The sequence below is a fragment of the Variovorax sp. 10N432 genome (assembly GCF_056394465.1).
In genome coordinates this window covers 52,095-69,247 of the sequence record NZ_JBFTHX010000027.1, presented here as the reverse complement: position 1 = coordinate 69,247, position 17,153 = coordinate 52,095, and the positions used below count along the sequence as shown (strand labels likewise).

13 protein-coding genes are annotated in these 17,153 nt (G+C 69.3%); 8 read left to right on the top strand and 5 right to left on the bottom strand.

Translation table 11 applies throughout. The features are described 5' to 3' along the window. Position 1: 1 nt before the first annotated feature. The 3 genes from AC1DF3_RS26135 to AC1DF3_RS26125 are packed head-to-tail and all read right to left on the bottom strand — an operon-like array spanning position 2 to position 2,729. The gene (locus AC1DF3_RS26135; RefSeq protein WP_286534514.1) at positions 2-760 is read right to left on the bottom strand and encodes an ABC transporter ATP-binding protein; all 759 of its coding nucleotides are present in this window, start codon (positions 758-760) and stop codon (positions 2-4) included. Then, positions 760-1,836 (bottom strand): branched-chain amino acid ABC transporter permease, encoded by a 1,077-nt coding sequence (locus AC1DF3_RS26130; protein WP_478141344.1) that lies wholly within the window; start codon positions 1,834-1,836, stop codon positions 760-762. The genes AC1DF3_RS26135 and AC1DF3_RS26130 overlap by 1 nt, the downstream gene beginning before the upstream one ends. Then, entirely contained in the window at positions 1,833-2,729 is an 897-nt protein-coding gene (locus AC1DF3_RS26125) for a branched-chain amino acid ABC transporter permease (RefSeq protein WP_286534518.1), read from the bottom strand. The genes AC1DF3_RS26130 and AC1DF3_RS26125 overlap by 4 nt, the downstream gene beginning before the upstream one ends. Before the next feature lie 241 nt (positions 2,730-2,970). Between AC1DF3_RS26125 and AC1DF3_RS26120 the strand changes: the two genes are divergently transcribed. From AC1DF3_RS26120 to AC1DF3_RS26100, 5 genes are all read left to right on the top strand, one after another. Continuing rightward, positions 2,971-3,162 (top strand): hypothetical protein, encoded by a 192-nt coding sequence (locus AC1DF3_RS26120; protein WP_286534520.1) that lies wholly within the window; start codon positions 2,971-2,973, stop codon positions 3,160-3,162. A 90-nt stretch (positions 3,163-3,252) separates the two neighbouring features. Next, positions 3,253-4,062 carry an MlaE family ABC transporter permease gene (locus AC1DF3_RS26115; protein WP_286534521.1) on the top strand — a complete coding sequence of 270 codons (810 nt, stop codon included), beginning with the start codon at positions 3,253-3,255 and terminating at the stop codon, positions 4,060-4,062. A gap of 1 nt (position 4,063) precedes the next feature. Further along, positions 4,064-4,843 (top strand): ABC transporter ATP-binding protein, encoded by a 780-nt coding sequence (locus AC1DF3_RS26110; RefSeq protein WP_286534523.1) that lies wholly within the window; start codon positions 4,064-4,066, stop codon positions 4,841-4,843. After that, positions 4,840-5,823, top strand: a complete 984-nt coding sequence (locus AC1DF3_RS26105) for an MlaD family protein (RefSeq protein WP_478141343.1) — start codon at positions 4,840-4,842, stop codon at positions 5,821-5,823. The genes AC1DF3_RS26110 and AC1DF3_RS26105 overlap by 4 nt, the downstream gene beginning before the upstream one ends. Then, entirely contained in the window at positions 5,820-6,434 is a 615-nt protein-coding gene (locus AC1DF3_RS26100) for an ABC-type transport auxiliary lipoprotein family protein (RefSeq protein WP_478141342.1), read from the top strand. The genes AC1DF3_RS26105 and AC1DF3_RS26100 overlap by 4 nt, the downstream gene beginning before the upstream one ends. A gap of 16 nt (positions 6,435-6,450) precedes the next feature. On the opposite strand, the gene AC1DF3_RS26095 is transcribed toward AC1DF3_RS26100, so the two are convergent. Beyond that, positions 6,451-6,759: a DUF4124 domain-containing protein gene (locus AC1DF3_RS26095; protein ID WP_286534529.1), complete on the bottom strand. Its 309-nt coding sequence runs from the start codon at positions 6,757-6,759 to the stop codon at positions 6,451-6,453. 204 nt (positions 6,760-6,963) lie between these two features. Between AC1DF3_RS26095 and AC1DF3_RS26090 the strand changes: the two genes are divergently transcribed. Together AC1DF3_RS26090 and AC1DF3_RS26085 are read left to right on the top strand one after the other, a co-directional pair. Then, on the top strand, positions 6,964-7,758 hold the full coding sequence (locus AC1DF3_RS26090; protein ID WP_478141341.1) for a hypothetical protein: 795 nt from the start codon (positions 6,964-6,966) through the stop codon (positions 7,756-7,758). Positions 7,759-7,928: 170 nt separating this feature from the next. Further along, positions 7,929-10,166, top strand: a complete 2,238-nt coding sequence (locus AC1DF3_RS26085) for an NADP-dependent isocitrate dehydrogenase (RefSeq protein WP_286534532.1) — start codon at positions 7,929-7,931, stop codon at positions 10,164-10,166. Positions 10,167-10,249: 83 nt separating this feature from the next. Here the strand turns inward: AC1DF3_RS26085 and AC1DF3_RS26080 are convergent, their stop codons facing one another. Then, positions 10,250-10,462, bottom strand: a complete 213-nt coding sequence (locus AC1DF3_RS26080; protein WP_478141340.1) for a hypothetical protein — start codon at positions 10,460-10,462, stop codon at positions 10,250-10,252. 246 nt (positions 10,463-10,708) lie between these two features. On the opposite strand from AC1DF3_RS26080, the gene AC1DF3_RS26075 reads away from it, so the two are divergent. Continuing rightward, a complete protein-coding gene (locus AC1DF3_RS26075) occupies positions 10,709-17,152 on the top strand; it encodes an amino acid adenylation domain-containing protein (protein WP_478141339.1) in 6,444 nt (2,147 codons plus the stop codon). Position 17,153: the final 1 nt, after the last annotated feature.

The window sequence follows — 17,153 nt, the reverse complement described above, 5'->3', positions numbered from 1 at the left end:
CTCAGGCTCCCAAATAAGCCGCGATGACGCGCGGATCGGACTGCACCTCGGCCGGGGTGCCCGAGGTCAGGACCTGGCCCTGCTCCATCACCAGCACGCGGTCGGCCACGGCCGAGACCAGCGACATGTCGTGCTCGACCATGACCACGGTAATGCCCAGCGCATCGCGGATGTCGCGGATCCAGTGGGCCAGCTCGTGGGTCTCCTCCGGGTTCAGGCCCGAGGCCGGTTCGTCGAGCAGCAGCAGCTTCGGCCCCGCCACCAGCGCACGGCCCAGCTCGACGATCTTGCGGATGCCGTACGGCAGTCCGGCGACCAGGCTCATGCGATGCGGCGCCAGGTCGAGCAGCGCGATCACGTCCTCGACCACCTCGCGCGTCGCGGTCTCGGCGCGGCGCACCACCGGCAGGTCGAACAGCTGCGCCAGCAGGCTGCCGTGCGGGGCGCAGTGGCGGCCCAGCATCAGGTTGTCGAGCACGGTCGCGCCTTCGAACAGCTCGATGTTCTGGAAGGTCCGCGCGATGCCATGTCGCACCACGTCGTGCCTGGCCACGCCGGTGATCTCCCGGCCCAGCAGCCGCACCGAGCCGGCGCTGGCGTCGAACACCCGCGTGATCAGGTTGAAGACCGAAGTCTTGCCGGCGCCGTTGGGGCCGATGATGGCGAACACCTCGCCCTCGGCCACCTCGAAGCTGACGTCGCGCACCGCGCGCACGCCGCCGAAGGAAAGGCTCAACTGGTCGACTTCGAAGAACGCCATCAGCCACGCTCCGATCGCATGTAGGCCTTCTGGCGCCGGAAGCCGCCGCGCCGGCGCAGCGGAAACTCGTCGAGCGCGCTGCGGATGCGGACCCAGCGGCCGTTGATGCCGCGCGGCTCGAGCAGCACGAAGAACACCAGCACCGCGCCATAGACGAACAGCTCGAGCCCGAACTGGCTGCCGATGCGCGCCGGCAGCAGCGGCTTGGCGAGCGAGATCAGCGACGGCAGCATGCCGATCAGCAGGGCGCCGAAGATCGCGCCGCGCAGGCTGCCCATGCCGCCGATGAAGACCATCAGCACCAGCTGCAGCGACAGTGCGAGGCCGAAGCTCTCGGGCGTGATGAACTGGGTCTGGTGGGCCAGCAGCGCGCCGGCCAGGCCCGACACGGCCGCGGAGATCACGAAGGCCAGCACCTTGGTGCGCGCCACGTGGATGCCCAGGCCCTGGGCCGCGGCCTCGGAATCGCGCACGCCGACGAAGGCGCGCCCCGTGGCCGAGCGCATCAGGTTGAGCAGCAGCCAGAGCACCAGCGCCAGCATCGCGAGGCAAAGGAAATAGAAGGGCAGCGGTCCGCCGAGGCTGAAGCCGAACAGCACGGGGTCGGGCACCGCGAGGCCGCTGTGGCCGCCGGTCACGGATTTCCACCGGCCGGCGACGTGCTCGGTCACGATCGCGAAGGCCAGCGTCACCACCGCCAGGTGCAGGCCCGAGACCCGGATCGCCGGCAGGCCGACCGCCAGCCCGGCGAGCCCGGCCGCGAAGGCGGCCGCGAGCAGCGACAGGGGCAGCGGCAGGCCCAGCGTCAGCAGTTGCGCGTGGGTGTAGGCGCCGATGCCGAGGAAGGCCGCCTGCCCCAGCGACACCTGGCCCGTGAAGCCGGTCAGGGTCATCAACCCCAGGCTGGCGATGCACATGATGAAGATGAACGAGGCCTCGCCGACATAGAAGGTCGGGATCGCGAACGGCGCGACCACCAGCGCCGCCGCCAGCGCGCCGTACAGCAGCCGCTGCTCGCGCGTGCGCAGCAGCGCCCGCCCTTCGGCATAGCTGGTCTGGTAGTTGTCCCGGCTCATACGCGCCTCCCGTGCGCTTCGCCGATCAATCCGCGCGGGAAGAACACCAGCACCGCGATCAGCACCAGGTAGGGCATGACGTCCTTGAAGCCGTCGGGCAGGTAGACGCCCGAGAACTGCTCGATCAGCCCGATCAGCAGGCCGCCGAGGATGGCCCCGGGCACGCTGCCGAAGCCGCCGAGCACCAGGGCCGCCAGCGCCTTCAGCATCACGAACCACAGGCTCAGGTCGACCAGCGAGATCGGTGCCAGCAGGATGCCGCAGAGCGCCGCGATGGCCCCCGAGATCGCCCACACCAGCGAGTTGAGCCGCTTGACGCGCACCCCGCACAGGTAGGAGGCCAGCTGGTTCTGCGACGAGGCCTGGATCGCCACGCCGAGCGCGGTGCGCTGCAGGAAGACGAACAGCAGCGCCGTCACGCCCAGTGCGGCCGCGATGATCACCAGGTTGAGGTCCGCGACGATGGCGCCGCCCAGCGTGGTGGCGTGCCCGGTCCAGGGCGTCGGGTAGCTGCGCGAGTCCGGACCGAACACCATGCTGGTGCCGCCGCGGATCATGAAGCCGATGCCGATGGTCAGCATCACGCCCGCGAACTGCGGCTGGCCGACGATGGCGCGCATCACGCGGGCCTCGAGCAGCCAGCACAGCAGCGCCGCCAGCAGCACCACCAGCGGCAGCGCGAACCAGAACGACAGCCCGGCCTCGGCGATGAAGTACCAGGCCGCGAAGGACGACAGCATCAGCACGTCGCCATGGGCGAAGTTCAGCACTTCGGTGGCCTTGTAGCCGAGCACCAGCCCGAGCGCCACCAGGCTGTAGATGGCGCCGGTTGAAACGCCTTGCAGGCCCAGTTGGACGAACTGCGACAGCGACGCTGAATCGAATGCACCCATTGTGTCCTAACGATCGTTAACTAAACGATCGGCAGACTATAAGGACATGCGGGGGCCCGCGTCTCTAGTGGTTAGTCCCAGGGTCGGCGCGGAGGGCGCCGGGCGCCGGGGGCGTCGACAGTCCGCCACGGCGGGTGTGCGATATACACGAACGAAGGGCCGGATTTTTCCGAAGGCCCTGTTCTGTCATGGACAAGTCGCCGATGTTGAGGATCATCGGGACTCAGCCAAGGAAATCACCATGAACAGCCGCATCCGCTCGATCCGCGCCGGCCGCACGCCCAAGCCCGCGGCGCGGCGTTCCATCGCCGAGGCGCTGTCGCGCAAGCTGGGCACGCTGGTCGGGACCGATCGGCGCCGGGCCCTGCGGGCCCGGGAGCGCTTCGAGCAGCTCGAGCCCGACCAGCGCCTGCGCGAAGTGGGCGAGTGGTAGCCGGCGCCCGGTCGGGCCGCCCGCGGTGCGAAGCCGCCGCCACGACCTGAGGCTTTCGCTACCATCGACGGGCCAACCACCGTCCGTCGAATGCCCCAGCCCTCACTCTCCCCGCGCCAGACCCTCGGCACCCTGCTGCGGTCGGCCGCCGGCCCGCTCGAGCGGCCGGTGCGCTTTCTGGGCGAGGTGCTGCTGTCGGCCGGCGCCGCGATGCGCGGGCATTGGACTTTCCGCCGCGAGGATCTCGGCCGCGTCCTGGCGGACTGCAGCGCGCGGGCGGTGGCCATCGTCCTGGTCGTGAACCTGCTGGTGGGCGCGATCCTGGCGTTCGTCGGCGCGGTGCAGCTGGCCAAGTTCGGCGCCGGCATCTTCGTCGCCGACCTGGTGGCGATCGCGGTCGCACGCGAGATGGCCGCGATCATCACGGCGGTGGTCATCGCCGGGCGCACCGGCGCCGCCTTCGCGGCCGAGATCGCGACCATGCAGGCCAACGAGGAGGTCGACGCGCTCGAGGTGCTGGGCCTGACCGCGATCGACTTCCTGGTGCTGCCCCGGGTGGGCTCGCTGCTGCTGATGATGCCGCTGCTGTACATCTTCGCCTGCGTGGCCGGCCTGCTGGGCGGGATGATCGTCGCGGCCGCCATGCTCGACCTGTCGGCGACCGCCTACCTGCAGCGCACCGCCGAGTCGCTCACCTGGACCCACCTGGGCCTGGGCATCGGCAAGTCGGTGACCTTCGGCGCCCTGGTCGGCATGGTCGGCTGCTACTACGGCCTGCGGGCCCAGCGCAACGCGGCCGGCGTCGGCGTCGCGACCACAGGCGCGGTGGTGACCAGCATCGTCGGCATCATCGTGCTCGACGCCATCTTCGCGGTCTGCGCCAACGCCCTGGACATCTGACATGAGCCTGCTCGCCGTGGACCAGCTCGTCATGCAGTTCGGCACCCGCCTGATCCAGAAGGACATCTCGCTCAAGGTCGAGAAGGGCTGCATCTTCGCCGTCATGGGCGGCAGCGGCTGCGGCAAGAGCACCTTGCTCAAGCACCTGGTGGGCCTGCTGCCGCCGGCCGCCGGCACGGTCACCTACGACGGCGTCGACTTCTGGGCCAGCGACGACGCCCAGCGCAGCGCCCTGCGTTCGCGCTTCGGCATGCTGTTCCAGAGCGCCGCCCTGTGGTCGTCGATGACGGTGCTCGAAAACGTCTGCCTGCCGCTCGCGCGCCAGACCCGGCTCGACGCGAAGCAGCGCGAGGCCAAGGCGCGCGAAGTGCTCGAATGGGTCGAACTGGGCGAGTTCGCGAACTTCTATCCCGCTTCGCTCAGCGGCGGCATGAAGAAGCGCGCCGGCCTGGCGCGCGCCATCGCCGCCGAGCCGCCGCTGCTGTTCCTCGACGAGCCCTCGGCCGGCCTCGACCCGATCAGCTCGCGCCGGCTCGACGACCTGATCCTCGACATCCGTCACCGCACCGGTGCCGCCGTGGTCTTCGTGAGCCACGAACTGCCGAGCCTGTTCGCGATCGCGGACGACGGCATCTTCCTCGACGCCGACAGCAAGCGGCCGATCGCCCACGGCTGCCCGCGCGAACTCGCCCGGCAGGACGTGCACCCGACGGTGCATGCCTTTCTCCATCGGGAGGTGCCGCCGCCGGCCGTGCCTGCCGCAACCGAGGCCACCCCATGAAACGCAATGCCCTGCTGATCGGCGGCTTCGTCGTCGCCGCCCTCGTGATCACGGTCGCGGCCATCCTCTGGCTCAGCGGCAACGACCTCTTCACCCGTCAACAACGCGCCCGCGTGTTCTACCAGGGCAACGTGAGCGGGCTGTCGGTGGGCGCACCGGTGACCTTCCGGGGCGTCACGATCGGGCAGGTGACCGACATCGGCATCCTGATGGACCCGATCTCGCTCAAGACCACGGTCCCGGTCACCTTGCGGCTGCAGCCCAGCGCGCTGCGCCTGACCGACGACAAGGACAAGGTCCCCGACCTGACGGTGCTGGTGCAGCGGGGCCTGCGCGCCCGGCTGGCCTCGCAGAGCATCGTGACCGGCCAGAAGGCCATCGAGCTCGACTTCCTGCCGGGCACGCCCGACACGCTGCTCGGCGGCCCGGGCGCCACCGAGATTCCGGCGGTGGCCGACCGTTTCGGCGCCCTGATCGACCAGGTCGCCAACCTGCCGCTGCGCGACACGGTGGCCGACATGCGCCAGGCGATCCAGGCCCTGGAGACGACGCTGGCGTCGGTGCAGAAGACGCTCGACAGCGCCCAGGGCGTGCTCGGCGGCGCCGCCCGGCAACTCGATCTCACCGCCGTCGAGTCGCGCAAGACACTGGCCGTCGCGACCGAGGCCATCCGGCAGGTGCAGGGCAGCTCGCAGGCGACGCTGAAAGCGATCACGCAGCTGGCCGACAGCTCCCAGCAAACGGTGCTGGCGGCGCAGCCGGAACTGCAGCGCACCCTGGTCGGCGCCCGCCAGGCGTCGGAGACCGCCAAGCTGGCGATGGACCGGCTGGCCGACATGGCGGCACCCGGAGCCCCCTTGCGCGGCGACCTCGACGCCACGCTCCGGGATCTTTCACAGGCGGCGCGCAGCCTGCGTTCCTTGAGCGAGCAGCTCGAGGAGCGGCCCAACGCCATCATCTTCGGGAACCCACGCCAATGACTGCACTGAAACGATGGACGGCCTGGCCCCTGCACGCCGCGCTGGCGGCCCTGTTGGCGGGCTGTGCCTCGGCGCCTCCGCCGATGCTGCTGACACTGCCGCCAGCGGTCTCTCCAACGGCGGCGGCCGCCATGCCGGCTCCGACGGCCGCGCCGCGCGTGCTGGCCGTGGGACGGCCCGAGATTCCTGAATACCTGGTGGCACGCCGGGTGCGCTACCGGGCCGAGGCCAGCACGCTGGGCGAATGGCCCGATGCCTTCTGGGCCGAGCGGATCGAGGTCGGCGTCGGGCGCGAATTCAATGCGGCGCTGCGCGAGCGCCTGCCCGGCTGGCGGCTGTGCGAGACCAACTGCAGCGAGCAGTCGCCCGCCGCATCGCTCCAGGTGGTGTTGACGCGCATGGACTATGTGCGCGGCGAACGGCGCCTGAAGGCGAGCGGCCGCATCATGCTGTGGAGCACCGAACGCGTGCCGCGCCTGCTGCAGGGCGGCGGGTTCGAGTACGACATCGCGGGCGATGCGGACACGCCGCAGTCGCAGGCCGCCACGGTGACCGAACTGCTGCGGCGCGTCGCCGCCGATGCGGCGGCCTCGGTCGCCAAGGCGCCCTGAACGGGCCGCGTCGGCCCTACTTGAGTGACTGCTTTTCCGAGGCGCGCTCGCCCGGCCGGCTGTCCGCGATGAAGTCGTACTGCCCGCCGCCTTCGCGCGCGCGGACGCTGTGCATCTGCGGCGCGGCCAGCCGGTCGGCGCCGCTGCCCAGCGTGTTCGACTGCAGCGGCTGGCCGGAGAACGCAGATCCGCAGGGCCGGTCGGACAAGACCGTCTGGCCGCGTTCATCCTTGCAGCGATGAATCTCGGCCGCTGCCATCGTGCTTGCTGCACAGAGGCTCCAGACGGCGATCGTTCGAAACAGGGGCAGCACCAGAGAGGGCATGGGTCGCTTTCGAATGTTTCGGCAATCCTAGGCCGAGCCGGCGAAGCTCGAAGCAAATTGTCACGAGTGGCCGAGACAAATCGTGACAAACATCTCACGCCCTTGTGCGCGTTGCGCAACGTCGCGACACGTTTCGGTGGACGCCGACATACAAGACGCGCAGTCTGTACTACAAAAGAATTCCTTCAAGTTCGGGCCGTTCAAATGAACCCGTTTCATCGACATATCGTTCCCGAAACCGCCGTCTGGCCCGCCGTGCAGCGGCCGGTGGCGTACGTACAGGTCGGCGACCTGGTGGAGATGTGGGTCCGGCGCGCCCCGTCGGATTTCGCAACCTGCGAGTTCTGCCAGACCGTCAACCACCAGAGCGATGCGCGCTGCCGCACCTGCGGCTGCCCGCTGCCGGTCGGCGACGAGGCCGACCCGGCGCCCGAGCCGCGCGCGGTGCGCCAGAGGGCAGCGCCGGCACCGGCCGTGAAGTCGCTGACCAACGTCATGCGCCTGGCGCTGCTGCCGCCGCTGCTGCTCTTCGTCGGCTTTGCCGGCTGGTACCAATCGCGCTTGCCGGGCACGGCGCCGCACGCCGCGCTCGCGGTCGCCGCGACCGTCCCCGCCGCGGCACCTTCGCACGCCGCACCCAAGCGCAAACCCTCGCGGCTGGCGGCCGGCGACCTCGGCCTGAGCGAAGGCGAGGTGGCGATCGTGTCGGGCAGCGGCTCGCCGGCAACGTTGGCCGACGAGGAGGCCGAGCCCGCTCGGGCGGTGGCCGCGGAAAGCAACGCACCGACGCGAACCCGGAAGGTGGCGGTCCAGTCGGCGGCCGTCCGCGCCGAGCGAAACCCGCTGGCCGCCTGCAGCGGCAGCAACTTCTTCGCCCGCGCCATCTGCGTCAACAGCCGATGCGCGGATCCCAGGAGCGCGCATCTGGGCCAGTGCCGCGAAGCGATTCGCCAGCGCCAGATCGACGAGGCGCGCCGCAATCCCAGCCTGATGGGCTGAGTCCCCATCGAGAGCATCCGGATCGGCACGATCCATGCTCCGCCCCTTAGACCCTCTACCACGAGGCGAAACACCCCTCAAGTAGACTAGCGCGCGTCGAAAACGACGGCCCGCGGCCACCTGCCTGCCGCGGGCATCCCGCACATCCGCCAAGCTCCAGAGGTCACACAATGGCTACCGCTCAATCCAAGATCATCTACACCCTCACCGACGAGGCGCCGCTGCTGGCCACGGCCTCGCTGCTGCCCGTCATCCAGACGTTCGCTGCGCCGGCAGGGATCGAGGTCGCGACCAGCGACATTTCGGTGGCAGCCCGCATCCTGGCGGAGTTCCCTGAATTCCTGACGCCCGAGCAGAAGGTGCCCGACAACCTGGGCGAGCTCGGCCGCCTGACCCAGTCGCCCGACACCAACATCATCAAGCTGCCCAACATCAGTGCCTCGGTGCCCCAATTGCTGGCAGCCATCAAGGAACTGCAGGCGCGCGGCTACAAGATCCCCGACTACCCCGAAGACGCCAAGACCGACGAACAGAAGGCACTGCTGGCGCGCTATTCGAAGGCGCTCGGCAGCGCGGTCAACCCGGTGCTGCGCGAAGGCAATTCCGACCGCCGTGCCCCCGCGGCCGTCAAGCGCAACGCGCGCAAGAACCCGCACTCGATGAGCAAGTGGAGCCCGGCCTCGCGCACCCACGTCTCGCACATGCACGGCGGCGACTTCTACGCCGGCGAAAAGAGCATGACGCTCACCAAGGCGCGCGACGTCCAGATGGACCTGGTGACCAAGAGCGGCCAGACCATCGTGCTGAAGAAGAAGGTCGCCCTGCTCGAAGGCGAGATCATCGACAGCATGTTCATGAGCAAGAAGGCGCTGCTCAAGTTCTACGAGGACGAGATGGAAGACGCCCGCGAGACCGGCGTGATGTTCTCGCTGCACGTCAAGGCGACCATGATGAAGGTGTCGCACCCGATCGTCTTCGGCCATGCGGTCAAGGTCTTCTACAAGGATGCCTTCGCCAAGCACGGCAAGCTGTTCGATGAACTCGGCGTCAACGTCAACAACGGCCTGTCGAGCGTCTACGACAAGATCAAGGACCTGCCGACCTCGCAGCGCGACCAGATCGTCAAGGACCTGCACGCCTGCCACGAGCACCGCCCCGAGCTGGCGATGGTCGACTCGGCCAAGGGCATCACCAACCTGCACGCGCCGAACGACGTCATCGTCGACGCCTCGATGCCCGCGATGATCCGCCTGGGCGGCAAGATGTGGGGACCGGACGGCCGTCCGAAGGACACCAAGGCCGTGATGCCCGAGAGCACCTTCGCCCGCATCTACCAGGAGATGATCAACTTCTGCAAGACCAACGGCGCCTTCAACCCTGTGACCATGGGCACCGTGCCCAACGTCGGGCTGATGGCGCAGAAGGCCGAAGAGTACGGCTCGCACGACAAGACCTTCGAGGTGCCCGAGGACGGCGTGGCCCGCATCGTCGACATCGCCACCGGCGAGGTGCTGCTCGAGCAGAACGTCGAGACCGGCGATATCTGGCGCATGTGCCAGACCAAGGACGCGGCGATCCGCGACTGGGTCAAGCTGGCCGTGAACCGGGCGCGCCTGTCGGGCATGCCGGCCGTGTTCTGGCTCGACGAATACCGCCCGCATGAAGCGGAACTCATCAAGAAGGTCCACACCTACCTGAAGGACCACGACACCAAGGGCCTGGACATCCAGATCATGTCGCAGGTGCGCGCCATGCGCTACACGCTCGAGCGCGTGATCCGCGGCAAGGACACCATCTCGGTCACCGGCAACATCCTGCGCGACTACCTCACCGACCTGTTCCCGATCATGGAACTCGGCACCAGCGCCAAGATGCTGTCGATCGTGCCGCTGATGGCCGGCGGCGCGATGTTCGAGACCGGCGCCGGCGGCTCGGCACCGAAGCACGTCAAGCAGCTGGTCGAAGAAAACCACCTGCGCTGGGATTCGCTCGGCGAGTTCCTGGCGCTGGCCGTGTCGCTCGAGGACCTGGGCCAGAAGACCGGCAACAAGAAGGCCAAGGTGCTGGCCGAGACGCTCGACACCGCCACCGGCATGCTGCTCGACAACAACAAGGGCCCGTCGACCAAGACCGGCGAACTCGACAACCGCGGCAGCCACTTCTACCTGGCGCTGTACTGGGCCCAGGCCCTGGCGGCGCAGACCGAAGACAAGGAACTGCAGGCGCATTTCGCGCCGCTGGCCAAGACCCTGGCCGCCAACGAGCAGAAGATCGTCGACGAACTCAAGGCAGTGCAAGGGCAGCCGGCCGACATCGGTGGCTACTACATGCCCGATCCGAAGAAGACCGCGACCGTCATGCGGCCGAGCGCCACCTTCAACGCGGCGCTGGCCTCCGCGGCCGCCTGAGCGAGCACCCCGCCGACCGCTGGTTCAGGTCGGCGCCACGATCCAGGCCCGCTTCGGCGGGCCTTTTTCTTGGCCGTCCGCCCTCATTTCGAGAAGGATGGCGGGCGGCTGGCGGCGGTCGGCATTTCGAGCCCGAGCGCCCGGCCCATGCGCTGCAGTTCCCCGGACAGCCGTCGCACCTCGGCCAGCGCGGCCTGGTCCCCGGCCTGGAGGCGGTTGAATTCCCTGGCGAAGGCATCGGTGACCTCGGTCCATCGATGGAACGCGGGGTTGTCAGCAGGGAGTGGAGAGTCCATTGGGTTGCTCTGAGCCGGCAATTGCCTAATGGGCGGCAATAATGAACGATTTCGAAACTTAAGTACACATCTTTCTGCAAATCCTCATGTCAACCTCCTTTCTGGTGATGCAGGGGCGACCGCCGCTGCCTTACCGTGCGAATCGCTGTCACCGTCTGAGGAGTTTGCCTTTCAGGACCCAGGGAGCTTGTCTGACGCCAGGTCGAATCACGTTGCATTAATGTGTACTAAAATGTTACGCATTGCATGTGTGAGCAACCACTAGCGTCCAGGAAAGCCTCGTCCGACTTCGCGGCCGAGGCCGCCCCCTTGTCCTTCCAGCAGGAAGGCCTGTGGTTCCTCGATCAGATGGCCGAGGGGGGCGCGCCCTACAACATCCATTCGGCAAGCCGGCATCGTGGCCCCCTGGACGCCGAAGTGCTCGAACGCAGCTTGCGCACGCTGATCGCCCGCCACGACAGCCTGCGCACCGCGTTCCACACCTCCGGGCAGGCGCCCCGGCAGTGGGTCCTCCCGGCGCCCGCGGCGCAGCAGCGCTTCAGTTTGCGGCAGGTCGAACTCGGGCCGGCAGACGCCGCCGGGACCACGCTCCTGGCGCGCATCGGCGCCAGCATCGCCCAGCCCTTCGACCTGTCGAAGGCCCCGTTGCTGCGCGCCGAATTGTTGCGGATCGCACCCGACGATCATGTCCTGGTGCTGGTCGTGCACCACATCGTGGCCGACGGATGGTCCATGAACGTCATTCGCCGCGAACTCGGCCGGCTCTATGCCCAGGGCGGCGACGACGCCGGCCTGGCCGCGCCGCCACTGCGCTTCTCCGACTGCGTCCGCTGGCAGCGTGATCGTTTCGAGCGCGATGGACTGCAGGCCCAGCTCGGCCATTGGCGCGAGAACCTGCGCGGGCTGCAGACCCTGAACCTGCCGACCGACCGCAACCGGCCGTTGCAGATGGCCTACGAGGGCCGGACCCTGTCGCTGGCCATCGATCCCGCGCTCGCCGCCGACCTGCGGGCGCTGGCGAGGCAGCAGGACGCCACCACCTTCACCACGCTGCTGGCGGCGTTCAATGTGCTCCTGATGCGCTACACCGGGCAGAGCGACATCGCAGTCGGTGTTCCGGTGGCGGCTCGCAACGGGGCCCAGTTGCGCGACGTGGTGGGCTACTTCGCCAACACGGTGGTCATGCGCAACCAGCTCGAAGGCGGGGGCAGCTTCACCGAACTGCTGAAACGCGTGCGGCGGACCGCGCGCGCGGCGCTGGTGCACCAGGAGATGCCCTTCGACCGGCTGGTGGCCGAATTGAGCCCGGAACGCGATGCCAGCCGGAATCCGCTCTACCAGGTCGCGTTCGCGCTCGACAACTTTCCCCATCGCCTGCTCGAACTCGACGGACTCGCGAACGAGCAGGTCCGAGTGCATGCCCGCACCTCCAAGTTCGATCTTTCGCTGACGATGGTCGAATCCGACGCCGGACTCGAGGCCTTGTTCGAGTACCGCACCGACCTGTTCGAGGCGGAGACCATCGAGCGGCTGGCGGCGCACTTCGTCCATCTGCTGCGCGGCATCGTCGCCGATCCCGACGGCCCGCTGGACCGCCTGCCGCTGATGGATGACGCCGAGCGGCACCGGATGCTGTTCGATTGGAACCAGCGGCTCCCCGCCGTGGCGCGCGAGCTGCCGGTGCACGAACTCTTCCGGGCCCAGGCGCGAGCGACGCCCGAGGCCGTCGCGCTGCGCTCCGGCGCAGGCAGCACCAGCTACCGCGAACTCGACCTGCTGTCGGACCGGCTTGCCGGCGAGCTGCGCGCGCTGGGTGTCGGGCCCGAGGTGGTCGTCGGCCTCTGCATGCAGCGCTGCATCGGCCTGGCGGTGGCCCTGATGGCGATCTTCAAGGCCGGCGGCGTCTTTCTTCCGCTGGACCCCGCCCACCCGACCGAGCGGCTGCAGGCGATGCTGGACGATGCGACGCCCGCCGTGGTGTTGACGCAGGCGGCGCTGGCGGATCGGCTGCGGCGGATCGACACCGCCGTGCCGACCCGGACCCTGGTGGTTCCGGACGACGGCGGCGAAGTCCCGCGGGAGCCCCTGGCCGAACAGACCGCACCGTCGCGCCCGGACCAGCTGGCCTATCTGATCTATACCTCCGGCTCGACCGGCACCCCCAAGGCGGCACAGCTGATGCACGGCGGCCTGAGCAACCACGTACTGTGGATGATCGACGCCCTGGAGCTGACGGCGGGCGACCGCGTGCTGCAGAAGACCTCGTCGAGCTTCGACGCGTCGCTCTGGGAGTTCTTCTCGCCGCTGTGCTGCGGCGCGACGCTCGTCATCGCCGAGCCCGATGTCCACCAGGACATGCGCCGGCTGGCCGAGGCGATCCGCGACCACGACATCAGCGTCGTCCAGTTCGTGCCGTCCGAGCTGCGTGTGATGCTGGGAGAGATGGACCGCACCGCCTGCCCGGGCCTTCGCTACGTGTTGAGCGGCGGCGAAGCCATGGACCGCGGGCTCGCCGTGTCGTTCCGCCAGGCCCTGCCCGGCGTCCGACTCGGCAACTTCTACGGCCCCACGGAAGCCACCGTGGACAGCGCCTGGTACGAAGTCGCCGAGCCCTTGCCCGAGCGGGCGATCGTGCCGATCGGCCGTCCGATCACCAACGCCCAGTTGTATGTGCTCGATGCCCGACTGCAGCCTCAGCCCGTCAACGTGGCCGGCGAGCTGTACGTCGGCGGGCTGGGCGTCGGGCGCGGCTACCACCGCCGCCCCGAACTCAGCGCCGAACGCTTCGTGCCCAACCCCTTCCGGCCGGGCGAGACGATGTACCGGACCGGCGACTCGGCGCGCTGGCTGCACGACGGCGTGGTGGAGTTCATCGAGCGCCAGGACGACCAGGTCAAGCTGCGCGGCTTCCGGATCGAACTCGGGGAGATCGAGTCCGCGCTGTCGGCTTGCGAGCAGGTGCAGGTGAGCGCGGTGGTCCTGCGCGAAGTGGTCGCCGGCCGCAAGGAGCTGGTCGCCTACGTGGTGCCCCGAGGGCCCGCCGATCCGCGTTCCCTGCGCGCGGCGCTGAAGTCCAGGCTGCCCGACCACATGATCCCGAGCGCGTTCGTGATCCTGCCGGAGCTGCCGCGCCTGGCCAACGGAAAGCTCGACCGAAGCCGCCTTCCCAGCCCCGAGGCCGATGCGTCGACGCTCGACCGGCTCGCGCCGCGATCGCCGATCGAATCCGCCTTGCTGGACATCTGGAGCGATGTGCTGGGCAAGTCGGGCTTCGGCATGCGCGCGAACTTCTTCGACCTGGGCGGGCATTCGCTGCTCGCCACCCAGATCGTGTCGCGGATCCGTTCGACCCTGGGGGTGGAGTTCCCCCTGCGGCAGATCTTCGATCACCCGACGATCGAGCAGATGGCCGAGGCCGTGGGCCAGCTTGCCTCCGGCCCGGCGGCCGACGCCGCCGGGCCGCTGGCGCCGATCGAGCCCGTCTCGCGTTCGGGGCCCCTGCCGCTGTCGTTCTCGCAGCGGGGCATGTGGGTCCTGAACCAGCTGGACCCCGAGGGCGCCGCCTACAACATGCGCGACACGATGCGCCTGCGCGGGCCGCTGGACCGCGCCGCGCTGCGCCGGGCCTTCGACCGCCTGGTCGCCAGGCACGAGGCGTTTCGCACGACCTTCGAACTCGTGAACACCGAACCCGCGGCCTTCATCGGCGAGGTGCAGCCGGCCAACGTCATCGAGCTCGACCTGTCGGAGGTCCCGGAGAGCGAACGCGACCTCGCCATTCAAAGCCATGCCGGGCGCATCGCCAACGCGCCTTTCGACCTGGCGAGCGGGCCCTTGCACCGCTTCGTCCTGATGCGGCTCGGCGCCGACGACCATGTCCTGGTCCTCGTGATGCACCACATCATCGGCGACGACTGGTCATGGAACATCCTGCTGCGCGAGCTGCAGGACCTGTACGCCGCCGAGCTGCGCGGCGACGCCGGCAGCGACAGTCCGCGCGCCTTCGATTTCGTCGACTACGCCAGCTGGCAGCGAGCCCACATCGGCGACCGCGTGCTCGCCAGCCAGACGCAGTACTGGCTGGGCCAGCTGGCCGGCATGAGCCCCCTGCAACTGACCTCCGACACCGCCGCGGTGCAGCGCCACAGCAGCCGCGGCGAACGTGTCCGGCTGCCCTTGCCCGCTGACTGGCTGGGCGGCATCCAGCGCTACAGCCGCGGCCAGGGGCTCACCCCCTTCATGACGCTGCTGGCGGCATTCCAGGCCATGCTGTCGCGCTATTGCGGGCAGGAGGACATCGTGGTCGGGACGCCGATCGCGGGGCGCATGCGCATCGAGTCCGAGGAAGTGGTCGGCTCGCTGGTCAACACGCTGGCCCTGCGCAGCCAGGTGCGCGCGACGCAGAGCTTCCACGAACTCGCGCAGCAGGTGCGCGAGACCTGCCTGTCGGCGTTCATGCACCAGGACATCCCGTTCGACTACCTGATGGACAGCCTGCACAAGCAGCGGACCGGAACCCGGGCGCCCGAGATCCGCGTGCTGTTCAACGTGCTGAACACCCCGCGCAAGCGCTCTGAGTTCGAGGGGCTGGAGGCGAGCGTCCTGCGCACCGACCTGCACGCGACGCTGTTCGATCTCGAATTGACGATCGACACCGAGCGCGAGCACGCGATCTCCCTGACCTATTCGACCGAGCTGTTCACCGCCGAGACCGCCCAGGCGATCCTGGACAACTACATGCATTTGCTCGGGCGCTTCATCGCCCAGCCGGAACGGCCCCTGCACGACCATGCGGCCGCCAGCCCCGAAGACCTGGCCCGGCTCGCGGCCTGGAACCGGACCGAGCGCGCCTATCCGCGCGAGCTCACCCTGCACCGCCTCCTCGAGGCCCGCTGCGAGGCGCCCGGCACCGCCATCGCACAGATGCCCGGCGACACCCTGGACTACCCGGAACTCTGGTCGCGCGTGCGCCGCCTGGCCCGCGTGCTGCGTGCGCGCGGCGTGCAACGGGGCAGCCTGGTGGGCCTCTGCGTGCAGCGCACGCCGGCGATGGTGGTGGCACAGCTCGCGATCCTGAGCGCCGGCGGCGCCTATGTGCCGCTGGACCCGGCCTATCCGCTGCAGCGGCTGCACGACATGGCGCTCCACGCCGCGCTGACGCTGCTGGTGACCGAGCAATCTCTGGCCGCGCCGTGGCAGGACCTGGCCGTGCCGAAGCTGCTGCTCGACCAGGCGCAGGCTGAACTGCTGGCGCAGCCCGCCACTGCCCTGCCGGCCGATGCGGCGCGCGACGCACGGCCGCAGGACCCGGCCTATGTCATCTACACCTCGGGCTCCACCGGCAAGCCCAAGGGCGTGGTGGTGCCGCACCGCGCCGTGGTGAACTTCCTGCTGTCGATGCAGCGCGAACCCGGTCTGGCGCAGGACGATGTGGTCGTCGCCGTGACCACGCTGAGCTTCGACATCGCGGTGCTCGAACTGCTGCTGCCGCTGCTCGGCGGCGCGACCCTGGTGCTCGCGACCCGCGAACAGGCCGTCGACGGCGAGGCGCTGCGCGCGCTGCTCGCGCGGTCGCGGGCTACCCTGATGCAGGCCACGCCCGCAACCTGGCGACTGCTGATCGATGCCGGATGGCACGGCTCGCCGTCCTTCAAGGCGCTGGTCGGCGGCGAGAGCCTCGGTCCGCAGCTGGCCGGGCAACTCTCGGCGCGCACCAGCGAACTCTGGAACCTGTACGGCCCGACCGAGACCACGGTCTGGTCCACCTGCTGGAGGGTGCCGCCGGACGCGCAGACCATCGCCATCGGCCGCCCGATCGCGAACACCGCCATCCATGTGCTCGACGCCCAGGGCAAGCGCTGCCCGGCCGGCGTGTCGGGGGAGATCTTCATCGGCGGCGAAGGCGTGGCGACCGGCTACCTGCAGCGGCCGGAACTGACCGCCGAACGCTTCGTCCCCGACCCCTTCGGCACCGACCCGCAGGCGCGCATGTACCGCACCGGCGACCGCGGGCGCTGGCGCCACGACGGCCTGCTAGAGCACCAGGGGCGGCTCGACTTCCAGATCAAGGTGCGCGGCCATCGCATCGAACCGGGCGAGATCGAAGCCCGGCTGCAGGCGCATGCCGATGTCGCGCAGTGCCTGGTCATGGCGCGCGAAGACCGCCCCGGCGATGCGCAGCTGGTGGCCTATGTCGTCCTGCGCGGCGGCGACCTCGACGCGGCGGCGCTCAGGGACCACCTGCGCATCAAGCTGCCCGACTACATGCTGCCGCAGCACTACGTCGCGCTCGACGCCCTGCCGCTGCTGCCCAACGGCAAGGTCGACCGGCACGCGCTGCCGGCGCCGCGGGCCGAACAGCGGCCCCAGGCGAGCGCCGCCGATGCGCCTTCGACGCCGGCGGAGCGCGCCCTGGCCGCGATCTGGTGCGAGTTGCTGGAAGTGGACGGCGACGCCGTCATGCGCACCGACAACTTCTTCGACCTTGGGGGCGACTCGCTCCAGGTCGGCCGGGCCGTCATCGCCTTCCACCGCCGCAGCGCTGTCCGGCTGGAAGCCCGGCGAATGATCTTCGAGTCGCTGGCGCAACTGGTCCGCGGCATCGAGCTGCCGGAGAGCGAACCGGCGCCGGTCGAAGAGTCGGCGAATCAGCCGAAGGGCTGGTTCAAGCGGCTCTTCAAGCGCGCCTGAA